The sequence below is a fragment of the Candidatus Nitrotoga sp. BS genome, from assembly GCF_927797785.1.
GTDB lineage: Bacteria > Pseudomonadota > Gammaproteobacteria > Burkholderiales > Gallionellaceae > Nitrotoga.
On the sequence record NZ_CAKMLL010000068.1, the window covers coordinates 76,970 to 91,111 of the forward strand.

The window sequence follows — 14,142 nt, forward strand, 5'->3', positions numbered from 1 at the left end:
AGTTCGACCTCGCGGCCTTGAAGTCCGACAGGCTGCTAGCGCAAGGAAGCCAACCTACATTTTTTCCGGTGCGGAAACCCCCAGCAGCACCAAGCCGTTGCGCATGACCTGTGCCACCGCAGCAATCAATGCCAACCGTGCCTGCTTAATGCCTTCTTCCTCAACCAGGAAGCGTGAAGCATTGTAATAGCTGTGAAAATCAGCGGCCAAATCCTTTAAGTAGAATGCAATCAGATGTGGTGCCAAATCTTCTGCAGCACTTTCTATCACATGCGGGTAGTCAATCAAGTGTTGTAACAAGGCGCGCTCGTAGTCACTCTCCAGCTCACTCACATCGGCTTGACCGAGCGCCGCAGTATCGCCACCCCACTGTCCCAACACGCTGCAAATACGCGCATGAGCATATTGAATGTAATACACAGGGTTTTCATTGCTCTGCGATTTTGCCAGATCGATGTCAAACACCAGTTGAGAGTCAGGATGGCGCGCCGCCAGGAAGAAGCGTGTCGCATCGCAGCCCACCTCATCAATCAAGTCACGCAGAGTGACGTAACTGCCCGCGCGCTTGGATATTTTCACCTCTTCGCCATTGCGCAGTACCGTTACCATCTGGTGCAACACATAATCCGGCCAACCTTTTGGAATGCCAACATCCAAAGCTTGCAGTCCCGCGCGCACGCGAGTGATAGTGCTGTGATGATCCGCACCTTGTTCGTTAATGACCCGAGTAAAGCCGCGTCGCCATTTATCCAGGTGGTAGGCTATATCCGGTACAAAATAAGTGAAATTGCCATCGCTCTTGCGCATTACACGGTCTTTGTCGTCGCCGAAGTCTGTCGTGCGCAGCCATAGTGCATTGTCCTGCTCATATGTGTGGCCACTGGCAATAAGTTTGCTGACAATTTCCTCCACTTTACCGTCGGTATACAGTGCAGACTCCAGCGAATGCACATCGAAATTTACGCCAAAGGCGCGCAAATCGAGATCCTGTTCACTACGCAGATAAGCTACCGCGAAATGGCGGATGGCAGTGGCATCATTTACATCACCTGATGCTCGCACATGCTGGTCGTCGGCTTCCACCGTTTCTTGCGCTAAATACGCACGAGCGACATCGGTAATATAATCGCCGCGATAACCATTTTCAGGCCACGATGGATCGTCAGGTGTCACACCCTTGCAGCGCAATTGTACGGATAGCGTGAGATTGTCAATCTGCGCACCAGCATCGTTATAGTAAAACTCCCGCGTTACATCCCAACCTGCCGCCAGCAACACGCGGCACAAACAATCGCCTACCGCTGCACCGCGACCATGCCCTACATGCAGCGGCCCCGTTGGATTGGCAGAAACAAATTCCACTTGCAACTTACGACCCGCGCCCAGATGAATGTGGCCATAGCCCACCCCTGCCTGCAACACGCTGCGCACCACATTCTGTTTGGCTGCAGTCGTAATGAATACATTAATGAAACCCGCACCCGCAATCTCCACCTTTGCCACCACTAGAGATGCAGGCAAGGCCGCGATCAATGCTTGCGCGATATCACGTGGAGATTTGCGCAGCGGTTTTGCCAGCTGCATCGCCAGATTACAGGCGTAATCGCCATGCAGCACCTGTTTGGGACGCTCAATGAGGATGTCGGTCTGTGCCGCTTCAGGTGCAACAACACGCACAGCCTGCGCGAACAATTCGGAAAGATGGGACTTGAAATTCAGGACAGCAAACATTACACAACACTTTCACAAGAAGCGTGAATTATAACACTTGATGGGGCTTATCCGATGGCAGGTGCAACTGTTAGGTACTTTCGCAAATGCTCTGAAATTAGAGCGTCAACCTTAAATCAGATTTATCCTACTTCAAGCTATCTTGCTGCACCTGCTGGGTTTGATGAGCCGCACCGAGTAGAATGTCAGCATGCATAATGCCATCGAAAATCACACACTAAAAATATTAGCTACCATTTTGTTACGCAACGCTATTTAGCGTAGTCAATCCACACGAACTTATGATTATCTCAAAACAATGGCATATCTTTAGTGCCGCACCTCACCGCGTCATGTTCTTCGGCGGTGCGCTGCAAGCTGTCGCCGTAATGGTATGGCTGCTGACTGAGTTGCTGACAAGCTATGGTGTGCTCTGGCATCCCATAGCTTGGGCAATTGCACCGAATGCCGCACACGCATGGTTAATGATGTACGGCCTGTTTCCGTTTTTCATGTTTGGCTTTCTGATGACGACCTATCCGCGTTGGATGAAAGGTAGCGACATTCCGCCGCATCGATATGTGCCCGCCTTTTTGCTGCTCATGCTAGGGGCTGTTAGTTTCTTTATCGGGCTATTGATTAGCCATACCCTATTGATTGTTGCCATCTTCAGTACGCTATCGGGATGGCTCCTGGCACTGTATGCACTGTTGCGCGTATTGCTTGACACTACACACCAAAACAAACGTCACCCGCAACTCATTTTCATCGCACTGAGCCTAGGTTGGTGCAGCCTCGTTGCCTACCTCATCTGGTTATTGAGTGGCAACACAACATGGTTGCGTTTCTCTATTCAAGGCGGACTGTGGTTATTTTTGTTACCGGTATTTTCCAGTGTTGCGCATCGTATGATTCCATTTTTCACCGCCAGTGCGCTGACGCATAACTATATCCCGAGCCCGCATTGGGCTTGGTGGGGCATATTGGTTGCCAGCGCGGGGCATGGTCTGTTGCAAATGAATGGTGCATCTGCCTGGCTTTGGCTATGCGACGCACCACTGGCTATCGTGGCACTCCATTTAACGCACAGCTGGGGATTACGCCGCAGCCTAAAATTCCCGCTGCTGGGCGTATTGCACATCGGCTTTGCCTGGCTAGGCATCGCCATGCTGCTGTTCACTGCGCAAAGTTTTGTACTATTCATCAGCGATGGCAAAACTTTTATCTGGGGACTTGCACCTTTGCACGCACTGACCATAGGTTGCTTCTCCACTTTACTAATCGGCATGGCTACACGCGTCACACTCGGGCATTCCGGGCTGCCGATGAAAGTGGGTAAACCGATCAATTTGATGTTTATGGGATTGCAGCTTGTCGCCATACTGCGTGTGCTGGCGGACATATTGCCCATACAAACTGGACACTGGCTGTATGTCGCTGCTGGGGCCGTCTGGCTGGCGTGTTTTGGATCTTGGGCGGTGCGCTATTTACCAGTCTACTGGCGACCACGCACTGATGGTCGACCCGGTTGAGCTGCACACACCACACCTCACATAATCTAAAAAAGCAATTTCAAACCGTTTCCTGGTAAAGGTACTTCTGGAAGTCGCTGAACACCTTGCCGATCTCCTCCGGCTTGCCAAGATCAGCCACGGCATCCGCAATTGAATCGTGATATTTCAGACACAGCAGCGGTTTCAACTTTGCCGAATCGAGTTCCTCCACGCCCACGCTGACATAGTGCGAGAGCACGAAGTCGAGGAAGACCTGTTGTTTGCTGTTGAAGTGGGTGCTGATGAATGCCATCGCTTGGGCCGCACGCTCTTCGCGGGTGCGCGGAGCCAGGGCATAGGCCACATGGGCCAGCACGTCAAACAGGTCACTCTTCTCCGCGTCGATAATCCTCTGCATTTCGGTCAGGTGATCCTTGCCGAAGCCTTTTTCGGCGAGCCCCTCCAAAAGCTTCCTGCGTGTATCCGGCGCGCCCCACAAGGCGCGCAGTTCTTCTTCGTCCTTGAAGAATTCGGGCAGCTTGCCGAACAGCGCTTCCATGAACTGCTGCGCCGACATCGGTGTGCCGTCCGGGTGCCAGAAGCTGGTCACCATCATGTGTTGAATGGTGCGTGTCTTGCCGTCGGCGAGTTTGATCCTGATTTTCTGTCTCGCCTGATATTCCTCTGCCGGTTCTCGCGCTTCGATGGGCGCAATTGGCACGGAAACCGGCACGACTTCTCTCGGTTCCGGCTCAAGCGGCTCACCGTCCCACTTCGGATCGTTGAAATGATGGTGCGCCCTCACAAAATCATAGATCGTGAAGTAGTCCTTGCCGTCATAGAGTCGCGTGCCGCGCCCGATGATTTGTTTGAACTCGATCATCGAATTGATAGGCCGCAGCAGCACGATGTTGCGCACGTTGCGGGCATCCACGCCGGTCGAGAGCTTCTGCGAAGTGGTCAGGATAGTGGGGATGGTCTTCTCGTTATCCTGAAAATCCCGCAGGTTTTGATCACCCAAAGCGCCGTCATCGGCCGTCACCCGCTGGCAATAATTTGGGTCAGTGCTGCTCTTTGCCTGGTTGATCAGATCCCGTATCACCAGCGCGTGCGCTTGGTTCGCGCAGAAGACCAGCGTTTTCTCGCGTTGGTCGATCTGCGACATCAAGATTTCTACCCGCTTTTTCTCCCGTTCCCTGATCTCGATGATCTTGTTGAAGTCGGCTTCCTCGTAGCGTTTGCCCGCCTCGATCTCGCCTTCGACCAGCGTGTCATCAGACGTATAGACGTATTCATCGAGCGTCGTGGAAATCTGCTTCACCCGGAACGGCGTTAAAAAGCCGTCATTGATGCCGTCCTTAAGCGAGTAGACGAACACCGGCTCGCCGAAATAGTCGTAGGTATCCACGTTGTCGCGGCGCTTGGGCGTGGCAGTCAGGCCAAGCTGCACGGCGGGAGCGAAGTAGTCGAGGATGCCGCGCCAGTTGCTTTCGTTATTCGCCCCACCCCGGTGGCACTCGTCGATGATGATAAAGTCGAAAAAATCCGGCGGATACTCGCCGAAATAGGGTGAAGGGTGGCCGTCCTTGGTCGGTCCGCTCATGAAGGTTTGGAAGATGGTGAAGAAAATGCTGCCGTTCTTCGGCACCTTGCCCTTCTTGCGGATATCCTCCGGGGCAATGCGAACCAGCGCATCTTCGGGGAAGGCCGAAAAGGCATTGAATGCCTGATTCGCCAGAATGTTACGATCAGCCAGGAACAGGATGCGCGGCCGCCGCGTCGGTTCGTTCTCAGTCTTCCAGTCGCCCAGATTCCAGCGGCTGTGGAACAGCTTCCACGCAAGTTGAAAAGCGATGAAGGTCTTGCCCGTGCCGGTCGCCAGCGTCAGCAGAATGCGCTGCTTCTGATCTGCGATGGCCTCAAGCACCCGTTCGATGGCGATGTCCTGATAGTAGCGCCCCTGAAAGTAGCCGCCCCGATCTTCGAACGGCACGGCCGCAAAGCGCTCGCGCCAGATGTTATGGGCGGGAAAGGTGCGGCTCCACAATTCCTCCGGCGAGGGATAGTGTTTCAACTCACCCTCGATGCCGGTGTGCATGTCGATGCCGTAGATACCCTGCCCGTTGGTGGAATAGGTGTAGCGAATGGCCAGCTTGCCCGCGTAATCCTTGGCCTGTCCCACTCCCTCCGTCAGCAGTTTGTCCCACGCCTTGGCCTCGACTACCGCCAGCTTGGTGTTGCGATACTCCAGCACGTAATCGGCGGTGAGCCCTTTGCCGCGCTTGCCGTGGCCTTCGATGCGGCCGAGCGTGATTCGATACTCGCGGCGAATGCGGCTGCCTTCGACCACACCCCAGCCAGCCGCTGCAAGAGCTGGGTCGATGTGTTCGGCTCTGGTTTCAGCTTCGTTCATCATCTAAAGTAATCTGCGTCAAGAGTTCAAATAATGGCCGATTGATATAAAAATTTTTGCGGCCAACCTTTTTCTTTTCCACAAAACCATTTTTAGCAAGCGTATCCAAATGCTTTGCCGCAGTAATGCGCGAAACGCCTAAATCTTTTACCACAAACTCGATCCTGGTATATGGATAGCGAAATAGATTATTAAGCAAATCCTGACTATAGATTTTAGGCAGTTCAGCGCGTAAGCGATGCTTGGTTGTTTGCATCAACGCCCGCAAATTCTTAATCAGTTTGATTTCACTTTTGGCAATTACAGCAATACCCCTCACGATATACACGCACCAATCTACCCAGTTATTGGTTTCCCTTGTTAATTGAAGCAGTCGGTAATACTGACTTTTCGTAGAGGTGATATAACGGCTTAAATACAGCACAGGCAAATCCAGCAAGCCTTCGCGCTGCAAGATCAGCAAATTGAGAATGCGCCCGGTGCGCCCATTGCCATCGTAAAACGGATGGATGCTTTCAAACTGGTGATGCGCAATCGCCATGCGCAATATTGGGTCCAGCTCATCATCGTCATGAATAAAATCCACCAAATCCGTCATCAACTTTTCTACCACCTCGGCATCTTGTGGCGGCTCATAAACCGTTGCGCCCGTGGTCTGGTTTTTAAGGACCGTGCCCGGCAGTTTCCTCAAGCCAGCATTGTTTTGTTCGACTGCTTCCTGCACGCGCAAAATCGTTCTCAATCGAATCAAGCCGGAGTCACGCACGTCCTGATACCCCACCCTTAAAGCAGCGATATAGTTTTGTACTTCCTTGGCCGCAGGGGTAGCCGAGCTGCTTTGGTCGTAGGCATAGAGCTCGTCATGCGTGGTGATGATATTTTCTATTTCAGAGCTATCTTTCGCCTCCTGTATGGACAGCGTATCCAACAGAATCGCGCTGTTGGGCAAGGATTCACACAAACCCTTCAACTCGGCCAAATGGCGGTGCGCCTCGGCCAGGCTTTGCCAGATAGCCTTAACTTCCAAGCTGGCATTTGAAGGTATCTGTAAAGCAATCATACCGTTCGCCCTATAAAAACATAATAAGAAATTTCAATTATCTTATCATGTTGCAGACAACGTATATAAAAAAATGCATTTTCTTTTCACGTTATGTTAAGTAGGATTAAAAAACTGGGTTTTCTATACACATCATCATTCATAGCTCGCCGGAAAAAGCCTGGTGCAGCAGGGATTTTTTCAATGCATCAAGGGCGGTAAGCTTGCGCTGGTAGATAGATTCGAGGCGATGGGTTTCTGAATCAATTTCTCTAACACTGGCTACAATTGCGCGTTGTGACTCTAGTTTATTTGGCACAGGGATTTTAAAATTAATGAGCGTTTTTATTGGCAATTGAGGTTGTGCAGCCCCAGATACATGACGAGTCATTTGACTTTTCATAATCCCAGATCGAAACACCTCAAAAAGGAATGAGGGTAATATTTTTCCTGTATTTGGCCGAAAAATAAGCATTCCTGAATTGATGCGGATGTTTTCAAACTCAACATCTTCATCGAAAATCGCAACGTTTCCAATCGTGCCACGTGTGGTAAGAATTACGTCTTGACGCTGTAACTTACCTTTTCGCAAGACTTTGTCTTTTTCCTCAGAAATGAACATCGTGGTGTCGAAGTTAAATCCATCAGGCCGTACATTTTTTGTGTTAATGAACAGGCAAAAACCTTCATCCGAGAAATCTTCTTTACTGGGGTAATTGCTACCTCTATCGCCATCAATTATTTTCAATATAGAAGTATCGCCCAATTTTTTCTCCACCCACCCCTCACTCCGCTGTGTAAAGACAGCCTGCAGGTGACTTTCAAACAATGCACGGGCGTTTTGAAGGTTCTTTTCGGCGTTGGCTTTAGCGGTGGAGAGGCCGTCGAAGGCTTCGTCGAGGATGGCGACGATGCGGCGCTGTTCTGCAACAGGTGGCACAGGAATATTGTGGCTTTCGAGAAATTCCTTGGAAACACGTTTATGACCGACCGCTCCAGTCATTGATTTGGCACCTTCCTCGCGAAAGGATGGCTGCAACAAAAAATAGTAGAGGTAGGTTGCTGTCAGCTCTGAATTTGGGCGGATAACAAAATATTCACTGGAGCCAAAGCCAATGCCATTCACCAGATTGCGAGCGATGCCCAACTTGCCGTTTTCAAAACATGGGGTGATTTTGGCCAAGAGCACATCACCGTCGGCAAAGTAGGTATAGCTTCCGGCTACTTCAGAAAACGAGCGGGCATCTGACGATTCCAGATACATACGGTCGATACCGAGCACGTCCATTGATGCGAATGAAACCTTGTCCGTAGCGCAGAGCTTAGCTTTTGCCTCTGACTTTGGCGGCTTAAATGTGCATAAATCTCTGAGAGATTTTATTGCCCACCCCGCCTTCATCGCGACATCTTCTCGTCCGTTCGTCCTGAGCTTGTCGAAGGATGAACGGGGCTCGTGAGATGCCCTTCGACAAGCTCAGGGCGAACGGCGGGGGGAGGCTCAGGGTGAACGGGGGTGGCGGGATCAAGATGTATGGAAGCAGCTGATTTGGCGAGGCGGGAGACTTCGGCCCAATCGCCGCGCATCATGGCTTCTTTCTTCTTGCGGTTCCAGCCTTTAATCTGCCGCTCGCTGGCAAGGGCTTCCTCTCGGGTTGCACAATCTTGCGAGAAAACGAGTTCCAAAGGGCGCCGCTTGAATGTGTAGCAACCGGTGATTGCACCAGTCGTGTGTTCCCCTATCCGTTTTTCGAGATTGTCCGTGTGGCCGGTGTAGTAGCTGCTGTCGGCACAGCGAAGAATGTAGACCCAGAATGTCATTAGTCGCGCCTCCTCTGTCCAGAGCAACCCTCCGTGCCGATTGTTAGTAAGCGCTGAATCTGCGCCAGAACCTCCGCACTCTCAGCATCCAACGCCGCGATCTCGCCCATGATTTCCTGCGGGCTGCGGTGGGTGACTTCCTCGCCACCGTCGGGGTTCTTTACCGACAGATCGAATGTCGCCGGGTCGATGCTCTTGGCATCCACGCTCCAGCTTTTGGGCGAGTCGGCTTTGGTTTTTTGCAGTTCGATGAACTCTGCCAGGTCAGTATCGTTGAGCGGGTTGGTTTTGCCCATGTTGCGGCCGGGTTCGAGCTGGTAGTACCAAATCTTGAGGGCCTGCCCTGAGCCATGCCGAAGGGTCGGCGCGCCTTTCTCGAAGAACAGCACAACGGTTTTCACGCCCGCGCCCTGAAAGGTGCCGCCGGGGCAGTCGAGTACGGTATGCAGGTTGCAGCTTTCCAGCAACAATTTGCGCAAGGAAACCGAGGCGTTGTCGGTGTTGGAGAGGAAGGTGTTCTTGATAACCACGCCCGCCCGGCCACCGGCCTTGAGCATCTTGATGAAGTGCTGCAGGAACAGGAAGGCTGTTTCGCCGGTGCGGATGGGGAAGTTCTGCTGCACTTCCTTGCGCTCCTTGCCGCCGAAGGGCGGATTGGCGAGGATCACATCCATGCGGTCTTTGTCCTGGATGTCGGCAAGGTTCTCGGCCAGGGTGTTGGAGTGAACGATGTTGGGCGCTTCGATGCCGTGCAGAATCATGTTCATAATGGCGATGACGTAGGCCAGCGACTTTTTTTCCTTGCCGTAGAAAGTGCGCTCTTGCAGCGTCTTAATATTGCTGGTGGTAAGGCCGGGCTTGGCCTTGAGGTAATCGAAGCCTTCGCACAGGAAGCCCGCCGAGCCACAAGCGCCGTCGTAAATACGCTCGCCGATTTTGGGCTGCACCACTTGCACCATGGCGCGAATCAATGGTCGCGGGGTGTAATACTCACCGCCATTGCGGCCCGCGTTGCCCATGTTCTTGATCTTGGCTTCGTAGAGGTGCGAGAGCTCGTGCTTCTCGGTCTGCGAGCGGAAGCGCAGTTCGTCGATGTGATCGATGATCTCGCGCAGATTGTAGCCGCTGTGAATCTTGTTCTTGATCTCGCCGAAAATTTCGCCAATCTTGTATTCGAGGGTATTCGGCCCGCTGGCCTTCAGTTTGAAGCCGTGCAGGTAGGGAAAGAGTTTGCGATCCACGAAATCGCGCAAGTCGTCGCCGGTTAGCGCCTTGTTGTGGTCGAGCTTGCCGTCAGCTCCTTTGGGCGCGGCCCAACTTTCCCAGCGGTAGGGCGCGTCGAGGATAAAAGCGTACTTTTTGCCCTCCAGCCCAGCCTCCATAGCCTTGTCCTGCTCCAAACCGTCCAGGAATTTCAGGAACAGCAGCCAAGAGGTTTGTTCGGTGTAGTCCAGTTCGCTGGCACAACCGGCCTCTTTCCAGAGAACGTCGTCGATATTTTTGAAAGCTTGTTCAAACATGGGGGGCAGATGCTATTCCGGGATGATGGGCTGTATACGGCTGAAGGCGCTAATATAACCGGTATCGATGTGGTTAGACGAAAAGCTTGAATCACTTTTTCGCGATGATCGCCGCTCAATTGCGAAACAGATTTAATCGTCGCCGTTCAGATTATTCCGCAGTGCGATAAGCCGGAAAGGTGCTAGCCCAGCGAGCTGGCTTCCGCGTTTTATAGTAGCTTTCTTTCGATTCCTCGAAGATGCGCTCCAGACAGATGTAACGCCCCACGGCATAGTAGATGTAATTTCTCCCTCTCCTCCGTAAAAGTAATTTTATTCACACAGTTTTCTTTTTGGCCCGCGGATGGGCTGCATCGTAAATTTTACTGAGGTATTGGAAATCAAGATGCGTGTATACCTGCGTGGTAGAAATGCTGGCATGACCGAGCATTTCCTGCACTGCCCGCAAATCTCCGCTCGATTGCAGCACATGTGAGGCGAACGAATGGCGCAACAGGTGTGGGTGAACACCGCTGGTGATGCCCTGTTTGATGCCCCAGCCTGACATACGTAATTGCACCGCGCGCGAACCAATGCGGCTACCGTTGCGGTTAACGAACAACGCCGTTTCATCAGGTTTGGCCAATTGTCCGCGCCGTGCCAGCCAAGCTTGCAGTGCGGAAATCGCATAACTGCCCAGCGGTACGACGCGTGTCTTGGCGCCTTTACCGATAACGCGTACAACGGCATCAGTAAAGTCAAGCGCTGGCGGATCGAGACTGACCAGCTCAGCAAGGCGCAGGCCGGAAGAATAAAATAACTCAAACATCGCTTTGTCGCGTACCGCCAGTATGTCGCCTGTTGTGGGTAATTCCATCATGCGCACGGCTTCGTCCGGGGAAAGTGCATGCGGCAGCTTGCGCGCCGATTTGGGCGCACGCAGCCCGATGCACGGATTGTCTTTGAACTGGTGGTCGCGTATTAGATAAAAATAAAAACTACGCCATGCCGACAGCATGCGCGCCAAACTCTTGCCACCCAAACCGCTACCGTGCAATTGCGCTACGAAACGGCGAATTTGATGATTTTTGAGCTCATTTAACGGCGTATCACCAGCAAGTTTAAGCAAACGGCAAATATCGCGAGCGTAATTTTCTTCAGTAAGAGGGGAGTAACGGCGCTCGTTGCGCAGATGGTCGAGAAATCCGTGCAGTGTAGCTTGGTTGAGAGTGGCAGCCTGCACGGTACAGTTTAACTACGCTTTACAGTGAGGGGCGTAGCGCGCTGCTCACAGTTTCCGCAATACGCTGCAGGAACAGCGTGCCCATACCGGGATAGAAGCGCTGCGCATCCCCACTCGCCAAGATTAACAGGCCGATGGATTTTTCGTCCGCGCGCAACGGTAAATAAGCAAACGAATGTAAATGAGCCGCACTTTCGCCAAACCAGGGCAACGTGTCATGGAGAGCGTGATGAGCACAGACGGGTTGCAGTTGCTGGTCAGCGAAGGCCAGCACTTCCACGCTGGGCGGCAATCCTTTCCAGACGTGCAGCACAACATGCGGTACGGAAAAAATTTCACGCAAATTCTGCGTAATGACATTCTGCAAACTCATCAGGTCACGCGCGCCAAATAACGCGAGGGTGAATTGATGCACTTTATGCTGCAATGCATCGTTCTCCTTCGCAAACGTTACCATCTCGTGCAGTTTTTTTTCCAGGATTTTGTTCTGCTCACGCAAAGTCAGTAACTGCCGCTCATTCAATGAAATGGTGCGTTCGCTGTAAGGATGAGGAATAGTGACTTCCGCTAACATATCAGCATGATCTTCAAAGAACTGTGGATTGTTTAGTAAATATTGTGCAATGTCTGCAGATTTCATGCCGTCCTCTTATAAATTTATTTCGCCTTCAAATACAACAATCGCGGGTCCTGTCATAAATACCGGCATGTCGATTCCGGCCCAAGCTATATTCAGCACCCCACCGCGCGTGGCAACATTTACGCGCGCGTCTAACAGGCCGCGACGGATGCCGGTTACCACTGCGGCACACGCGCCAGTTCCGCAAGACAGAGTCTCACCAGCGCCACGTTCATACACGCGTAATTTGATGTGATTACGATCGACTATCTGCATGAAGCCTGCATTCACGCGTTGCGTAAAACGCGGGTGATGTTCAATGAGCGCTCCCTGCATAGCGACGGGTGCATGTTCCACATCAGTCACTACCTGTACAGCATGTGGATTGCCCATCGATAGTGCCGTAATCTGCACTGTCTCGCCTGCCACTTCTAGCATTTGGATAACCGTATCGTTACTGCCAAGGAACGGAATACGTGCAGCCTCAAAAATCGGCGCGCCCATGTTTACTGTAACTTGACCATTGTCTTCAAGACGAGGCGTAATCAGACCAGCTTTTGTTTCTACCACGATTTCACGCTTGTGCGTCAGTTTTTGATCGTGAACAAATCGCATGAAGCAGCGCGCGCCATTGCCGCATTGTTCCACCTCGCCACCATCAGCATTGAAAATGCGATAACGAAAATCCGCATCGGGATGCTGTGCAGTTTCCACCAGCAGAATTTGATCGCAGCCCACGCCAAAGTGCCGGTCAGCTAACAGACGCAGCTGCTCCAGCGTAAGCGGGTTGTGCTGGCGCATTCCATTGATGACTACGAAATCATTACCAGCACCATGCATCTTGGTGAATTTTAATATCATCTTTTCATCTCTGTTAATTCAAAATGCCTAAAGTAATCCATTGTGTAGTAGTTTGCCCTGCAAGTTGCCTGTATCTCCTCAAGAATCAAGCGTTAGCATCGTGCAAGAACACGCCTCATACTTCGTCATGGCGAGCTCCATATAGTTTATCCCGCAGAGGCTTGAGTTTTTAGAGTCGCCCTAAATAAATTTTATTAACAAATGTGTCGCCAATACCAGCATCAGCACTGCAAAAAGTTTGCGTAATAGCCCGATCTTCATGCGATGTGCAGCTTTTGCGCCTAGCGGCGCGGTCATGACGCTGGCAAGTGCGATCCAGAATAACGTCGGTAGATACACGAAACCCAAGTTTGGAGAGGGTAGCATATGGAAACTAAGACCAGAAACAATATAGCCTGTTGTGCCGCCAATGGCGACAGGGAAACCGATCGCCGCAGAGGTGCCAATTGCATTGCGTAGCGGCACGTTACACCAAATTAGAAACGGCACTACAATCGTACCACCGCCAATGGATACGAGGCTACTGATCCAGCCGGTGAACGTGCCAGTCAGTGTCATACCGGCCACGCCGGGTAATTGACGTGAGGCTTGCGGGCGTAATTCAAACAGAATTTGAATCGCAGCAAAATACATGAATAAAGCAAAAAATATTCCTAGTCCACGCGGCGAAACAGATGCGGCGCATAGCGCGCCCAGCGCTGCTCCAAACAAAATGCCGGGCGTTATGGTACGAACCACGGCCCAATTCACCGCGCCATGCTGGTGGTGTTTGCGCATGCTGGCGAGTGAAGTGAACAGGATGGTTGCCATAGAAGTACCGAGCGCCAGATGCATGATATAGGGGGTGGGGAAGTCTTGCATGTTGAACAGTATCAGCAAAACGGGGACCAGAATGGCTCCGCCGCCAATGCCGAACATTCCACTAAATAGCCCAACAAATGCACCCAGCGCGAGATAGGCGAGCGCCCATTCCATATTAGTCGCGTACCAGATGCTTCAGAATAAAGCGCCACTCGGCGGGGTCAAGCGGTGTGATGGACAAACGGTTGCCACGTTGCAAAATACGCATGCCTTCCAATTGTGGATGGCGGCGCAGCTCTGCCAATGAAATGTGTTCAACTTTCTTTACCCATTGCACATCTACATTAAACCACCGGGGCGTTTCCTGCGTGGCCTTGGGATCGAAATATTTGCTATTGCGATCGAACTGAGTGGCATCGGGATAGGCCGTGCTGGAAACGCGCGCTATACCGGCGATGCCGGGTACAGCACAATTGGAATGATAGAAAAGCACCGCATCGCCTGTGCACATCTGATCGCGCATGAAGTTGCGCGCCTGATAATTACGCACACCGTACCATGCCACGGTCTGGTTGGGCAGGTTGGCAAGGTCATCTATGCTGACGTCGCTCGGTTCAGATTTCATTAGCCAGTAACGCATATTAAT

At 52.0% G+C, this 14,142-nt stretch carries 12 protein-coding genes; 1 reads left to right on the forward strand and 11 read right to left on the reverse strand.

Going from position 1 to position 14,142, the window contains the following annotated elements; genetic code table 11:
• Positions 1-54: 54 nt before the first annotated feature.
• A complete protein-coding gene (argS, locus tag MJ769_RS08595; RefSeq protein ID WP_239236333.1) occupies positions 55-1,731 on the reverse strand; it encodes an arginine--tRNA ligase in 1,677 nt (558 codons plus the stop codon).
• Positions 1,732-2,012: 281 nt separating this feature from the next.
• Between argS and MJ769_RS08600 the strand changes: the two genes are divergently transcribed.
• Positions 2,013-3,242, forward strand: a complete 1,230-nt coding sequence (locus tag MJ769_RS08600; RefSeq protein WP_239236335.1) for an NnrS family protein — start codon at positions 2,013-2,015, stop codon at positions 3,240-3,242.
• 40 nt (positions 3,243-3,282) lie between these two features.
• Here MJ769_RS08600 and hsdR read toward each other — a convergent pair whose 3' ends face one another.
• The 10 genes from hsdR to MJ769_RS08650 form a co-directional block, all read right to left on the reverse strand.
• Positions 3,283-5,616 carry an EcoAI/FtnUII family type I restriction enzme subunit R gene (hsdR, locus tag MJ769_RS08605; RefSeq protein ID WP_445083082.1) on the reverse strand — a complete coding sequence of 778 codons (2,334 nt, stop codon included), beginning with the start codon at positions 5,614-5,616 and terminating at the stop codon, positions 3,283-3,285.
• The gene (locus MJ769_RS08610; protein WP_239236338.1) at positions 5,603-6,676 is read right to left on the reverse strand and encodes a Fic family protein; all 1,074 of its coding nucleotides are present in this window, start codon (positions 6,674-6,676) and stop codon (positions 5,603-5,605) included. The genes hsdR and MJ769_RS08610 overlap by 14 nt, the downstream gene beginning before the upstream one ends.
• Positions 6,677-6,815: 139 nt before the next feature.
• The gene (locus tag MJ769_RS08615; protein ID WP_239236347.1) at positions 6,816-8,054 is read right to left on the reverse strand and encodes a restriction endonuclease subunit S; all 1,239 of its coding nucleotides are present in this window, start codon (positions 8,052-8,054) and stop codon (positions 6,816-6,818) included.
• Positions 8,051-8,473: a GIY-YIG nuclease family protein gene (locus MJ769_RS08620; protein WP_239236349.1), complete on the reverse strand. Its 423-nt coding sequence runs from the start codon at positions 8,471-8,473 to the stop codon at positions 8,051-8,053. Before MJ769_RS08620 ends, MJ769_RS08615 begins: the two co-directional genes overlap by 4 nt.
• Positions 8,473-9,993, reverse strand: a complete 1,521-nt coding sequence (locus MJ769_RS08625) for a class I SAM-dependent DNA methyltransferase (protein WP_239236351.1) — start codon at positions 9,991-9,993, stop codon at positions 8,473-8,475. The genes MJ769_RS08620 and MJ769_RS08625 overlap by 1 nt, the downstream gene beginning before the upstream one ends.
• A gap of 316 nt (positions 9,994-10,309) precedes the next feature.
• Positions 10,310-11,215, reverse strand: a complete 906-nt coding sequence (gene xerC / locus MJ769_RS08630) for a tyrosine recombinase XerC (RefSeq protein ID WP_239236353.1) — start codon at positions 11,213-11,215, stop codon at positions 10,310-10,312.
• 19 nt (positions 11,216-11,234) lie between these two features.
• A complete protein-coding gene (locus MJ769_RS08635; RefSeq protein ID WP_239236355.1) occupies positions 11,235-11,855 on the reverse strand; it encodes a DUF484 family protein in 621 nt (206 codons plus the stop codon).
• A gap of 9 nt (positions 11,856-11,864) precedes the next feature.
• Positions 11,865-12,695 carry a diaminopimelate epimerase gene (dapF, locus tag MJ769_RS08640; protein WP_239236357.1) on the reverse strand — a complete coding sequence of 277 codons (831 nt, stop codon included), beginning with the start codon at positions 12,693-12,695 and terminating at the stop codon, positions 11,865-11,867.
• A 180-nt stretch (positions 12,696-12,875) separates the two neighbouring features.
• Positions 12,876-13,670, reverse strand: coding sequence for a sulfite exporter TauE/SafE family protein (locus tag MJ769_RS08645; RefSeq protein ID WP_239236358.1), 795 nt, complete (start codon positions 13,668-13,670; stop codon positions 12,876-12,878).
• A gap of 1 nt (position 13,671) precedes the next feature.
• Positions 13,672-14,136 carry an EVE domain-containing protein gene (locus MJ769_RS08650; protein ID WP_239236360.1) on the reverse strand — a complete coding sequence of 155 codons (465 nt, stop codon included), beginning with the start codon at positions 14,134-14,136 and terminating at the stop codon, positions 13,672-13,674.
• Positions 14,137-14,142 lie beyond the last annotated feature (6 nt).

Coding starts and splice junctions, on each gene's coding strand:
- hsdR (WP_445083082.1), bottom strand. CDS start 5,616: ATGAACGAAGCTGAAACCAGAGCCGAACACATCGACCCAGCTCTTGCA.
- dapF (WP_239236357.1), bottom strand. CDS start 12,695: ATGATATTAAAATTCACCAAGATGCATGGTGCTGGTAATGATTTCGTA.
- MJ769_RS08610 (WP_239236338.1), bottom strand. CDS start 6,676: ATGATTGCTTTACAGATACCTTCAAATGCCAGCTTGGAAGTTAAGGCT.
- MJ769_RS08615 (WP_239236347.1), bottom strand. CDS start 8,054: ATGAAGGCGGGGTGGGCAATAAAATCTCTCAGAGATTTATGCACATTT.
- MJ769_RS08650 (WP_239236360.1), bottom strand. CDS start 14,136: ATGCGTTACTGGCTAATGAAATCTGAACCGAGCGACGTCAGCATAGAT.
- MJ769_RS08620 (WP_239236349.1), bottom strand. CDS start 8,473: ATGACATTCTGGGTCTACATTCTTCGCTGTGCCGACAGCAGCTACTAC.
- MJ769_RS08600 (WP_239236335.1), top strand. CDS start 2,013: ATGATTATCTCAAAACAATGGCATATCTTTAGTGCCGCACCTCACCGC.
- argS (WP_239236333.1), bottom strand. CDS start 1,731: ATGTTTGCTGTCCTGAATTTCAAGTCCCATCTTTCCGAATTGTTCGCG.
- MJ769_RS08635 (WP_239236355.1), bottom strand. CDS start 11,855: ATGAAATCTGCAGACATTGCACAATATTTACTAAACAATCCACAGTTC.
- MJ769_RS08645 (WP_239236358.1), bottom strand. CDS start 13,670: ATGGAATGGGCGCTCGCCTATCTCGCGCTGGGTGCATTTGTTGGGCTA.
- MJ769_RS08625 (WP_239236351.1), bottom strand. CDS start 9,993: ATGTTTGAACAAGCTTTCAAAAATATCGACGACGTTCTCTGGAAAGAG.